Raw genomic sequence first — 3,524 nt, 5'->3', positions numbered from 1 at the left:
ATCCAATTTAAAACGGTTAAAGAAGATTTAAGCTTATGGTATTTAAGCGGTGCTTTTGATTTATTGCAGGGCGCATTAATTATTAACCGGTACCAATATCCGGATTTAGATGAGCAAAAGGTAATTAACCAGATGGAAGAAATTAAAAGGGATATCTGGTTGGGCCTTCAATATGAAATGAGCTCGGTTGAAAAAGTAAAACTGATCAATCACGTTTTGTATCAACAATATGGTTTTGGTGGCAATACCAAAAACCACCACGATCCACAAAATTCTTATTTAAACCAGGTTCTGGAAAGCAAAAAAGGCAACCAGATTTCGCTGGCCATTATCTATTCTACCCTGGCACAGAAACTAGACCTGCCTGTGTATGGAATAAACTTGCCACAGCACTTTATTTTGGGTTATATAGACGATAGCAAACAGGAAGGAACTGAATATGGTGTGCTTTTCTACATCAATGCTTTTAACCGTGGTAATATCTTCGGCAAACATGATGTTGATCAGTTTCTTCGCCAGCTTAATTTAGAGGCCCTGCCCGAATATTACCGGCCTTGCAGCAATACCGATATTATCCGCCGGGTAATCAGAAACCTGATTTCGGCTTATGAAAATGCAGGGGCTACCGATAAAGTTGCCGAATTGAACGAACTTCAAGATATTATTGCCGAAAAATAGTTTACTAGATCCCATGCACAAAAGAAAGTTTATCGCCCCTACTGTACTGTTCTGCATTACAGTCATCATCTCCTTATCATTTTTGAGTATCCAATCAAAAGCCCAAAAAACAATTAAACCAAACGTTATTGCCTATTACACCGGACATAATTCAGTAATAGATAGCTTTCCGATCGAAAAAATGAGTCATTTGATTTATAGTTTCGGTCATTTGAAGGGTGATAGTTTAAACATAAGCTCGGCGAGGGATTCAGCCTTGATTACTAAAATGGTGACTTTAAAACAACGAAATCCCGATTTAAAGGTGATGATTGCAATGGGTGGCTGGAGTGCCTGCAAAGATTGTTCGGAGGTATTCAGCAGGGCTGAGGGACGAAAAACATTTGCCAAAACAACTAAAGAAATACTCGATTTTTTCCATGCCGATGGGATAGACATTGACTGGGAATACCCTGCAGTAGTTGGTTTTCCTGGACATAGATATACAGTTGATGATAAACATAATTTCACTTTACTGATTAAAGAACTCCGTAAAAAATTAGGTAAAAAGGCCGAAATTAGCTTTGCTGCAGGCGGTACAAAAAACTGCATCGATTCTTGTTTCGAATGGGATAAAGTAATGCCTTTGGTAAACCGGGTTAATGTGATGAGCTACGATCTGGTAAGCGGATATGCGACACAAAGCGGCCACCATACCCCGTTGTATGCTACCGCTCAACAATCTTTATCAGGCGATTACGCTGTAAAAGCTTTAATAGATTTAGGTGTACCCGCACAAAAAATTGCATTAGGAGCAGCATTTTACGCCCGTATTTTTGAAAACACTATCGATGCCAACCAGGGATTATACCAGCCTACCAAATTTTTAAGCGGTGTTTCTTTTAAGGATTTTAAAAAGCAGTTCACTGCAGAAAATGGCTATACTTATTATTGGGACGAGAAAGCCAAAGCCCCATATTATTATAATCCACAAACAAAATACCTCGCCACTTTTGACGATCCGAAATCAATTTCATTGAAAACCAAATATGTAATTGATCAAAAATTAAATGGCATCATGTTCTGGGAATTAACAGATGATGCTTATACCGATGGACTATTGGATGTGATTGATAAAACGATAAAAGAATTATAACGGATTACCAAAGGTTACCACCCAGTAATTTTGGGCCATGCCTACACCAGCTTCTTTACTTTTAGCATCCATCATGGCTTTACAATGGCTCACGCTATTTTTCCATGCAGCAATTACCTGATCTGCCTGACCATATCCCTTAGCTAAGTTTTCTGCTCTAAATTCACCTGCATAACCTGCATTTAATGCACGCTCCTCTGGAGTACCGCCTTCAAGAGATAAATGATCAAAATAGTTTTGTTGTGCCATATCTTTGGCATGACTTATTGCGGCATTTTGCAGTTGGTTATTTAATGATAGGGTGGGTACTGGGGGCATGTACGCTGTGCCACAATTACACCCACTTTGCCTTAACAGATTAATTTTAGCAATTACCAAATCAACATCATTCTCTGGCACAGACACTTCATCCTTTTTACACTGTGCAAATAAAATGCAGAGCAGTATACAGGCAAACATGCTTAGGCATTTTTTCATATTTATTTTATGCTACAAAAGGAGGCAGCTATAAAGCTACCTCCGAAAGTGAATATTTATTTTTATAAATTAAAAAGCCCTTTCTCTACCCATATAAACATTTTTACCTGTGTAGAAAGTATTGCCAGAAGGGCCTGGAGAGCCGCTATCGCCTTCCATTTGCATATTGATGATTAGCCACATGGGTTTATTTACCGAATTACTCATGGTATGCTTGGCTACCCAAACGTTATCAATATAATAATGGCAATCTACATCTGTTGCACTTACCTTATTGTACCAGCATTTGTAATTATGGTAGGAACCCGCATTAGAAACTGCGGTGAGTTTATTCTCCCAACCACCATCATAAGTATTCTGCCAATTTGTGTTATTGCCCTTAAACTCCATAATATCACTTTCAGGTGGCCATGAATTAACGCCGGTAATCCAAAAAGCAGGCCAGGTTCCTTTACTGGTTGGTACAGCAAAATCACCAGAAATGGTATAACTGGGAAACTGATCGTTAATTAAAACCTGTTGTTTGGCGTAACAAGCACCTGAATTGTACCAAATAGCAATATTGGTAAAACCATTGGCAGTACTGTTTCCTGGAGATGAAGCCAAGCGGGTAGCTTTAATGGTGAGTACACCTCCGCTTAACGAGATCTGGTTATGATTTGAGGTACTCCCTACCATGCGGGCAGAACCATTATGATCGGTACCCCAGGGATAATTATAATTCCATTGTGCCTCAAAATTAGTATAGTTGGCAAGAGAATTACCATCTATTAATGTTTCCCAGGCTTTAACCTGTCCGTTTTCTTGTTTAACTTCTTCTTTCTCTTTCTTACAAGATAAAAGCACCACAAACATGCATGTAAATAACATACACCATTTCATTTTTTCATTTCTCATTTTTTTTGAATTAGGTAAATATTTGGTTAATTGTAAGGCATTAGGATGTGATCAATCGGCTGTAAATCAATAATTAACAACACAAAAGATCTCAGCAACCACAGTAGTGGAGACAAGCTTGGTTGGTTTTTTTTCATAAGATTTGGTTAGGCTGCAAACATAATCTCAATTTTAAATCGACATGCTTGTAAGCAAAGATATACGCAGGCTTATCAAAAAATGAGGGGCTAAATCGTAAAAAAAGAGTGGTAAAATGAGCGTTTTTACATCACTTTTCTTAATACGGGTTATTTTCTGTTTCTAAATGTTTAGGTGTTTAATTTTTATTGACGGAAAT

At 38.0% G+C, this 3,524-nt stretch carries 4 protein-coding genes; 2 read left to right on the top strand and 2 right to left on the bottom strand.

The genetic code is table 11. From position 1 onward, the window contains the following. On the top strand, positions 1–678 hold a 678-nt coding region (locus AC1DPQ_RS21540), incomplete at its 5' end, for a transglutaminase-like domain-containing protein (protein ID WP_477610827.1). 13 nt (positions 679–691) lie between these two features. Then, entirely contained in the window at positions 692–1,813 is a 1,122-nt protein-coding gene (locus AC1DPQ_RS21535; protein WP_477585063.1) for a glycoside hydrolase family 18 protein, read from the top strand. Here the strand turns inward: AC1DPQ_RS21535 and AC1DPQ_RS21530 are convergent. Next, on the bottom strand, positions 1,808–2,290 hold the full coding sequence (locus AC1DPQ_RS21530; protein WP_477610826.1) for a CAP domain-containing protein: 483 nt from the start codon (positions 2,288–2,290) through the stop codon (positions 1,808–1,810). The two genes, AC1DPQ_RS21535 and AC1DPQ_RS21530, sit on opposite strands and share 6 nt — an antisense overlap. Positions 2,291–2,359: 69 nt before the next feature. Further along, complete coding sequence (locus tag AC1DPQ_RS21525; protein ID WP_215132291.1) at positions 2,360–3,187, bottom strand: LamG domain-containing protein; 828 nt, start codon at positions 3,185–3,187, stop codon at positions 2,360–2,362. Positions 3,188–3,524: the final 337 nt, after the last annotated feature.

Source organism: Pedobacter sp. 01T416_2 (assembly GCF_056398925.1).
The sequence above is the reverse complement of the archived record's forward strand: the minus strand, read 5'-3'. Positions and strand labels throughout refer to the sequence as shown.

Coding starts and splice junctions, on each gene's coding strand:
- AC1DPQ_RS21535 (WP_477585063.1), top strand. CDS start 692: ATGCACAAAAGAAAGTTTATCGCCCCTACTGTACTGTTCTGCATTACA.
- AC1DPQ_RS21530 (WP_477610826.1), bottom strand. CDS start 2,290: ATGAAAAAATGCCTAAGCATGTTTGCCTGTATACTGCTCTGCATTTTA.
- AC1DPQ_RS21525 (WP_215132291.1), bottom strand. CDS start 3,187: ATGAGAAATGAAAAAATGAAATGGTGTATGTTATTTACATGCATGTTT.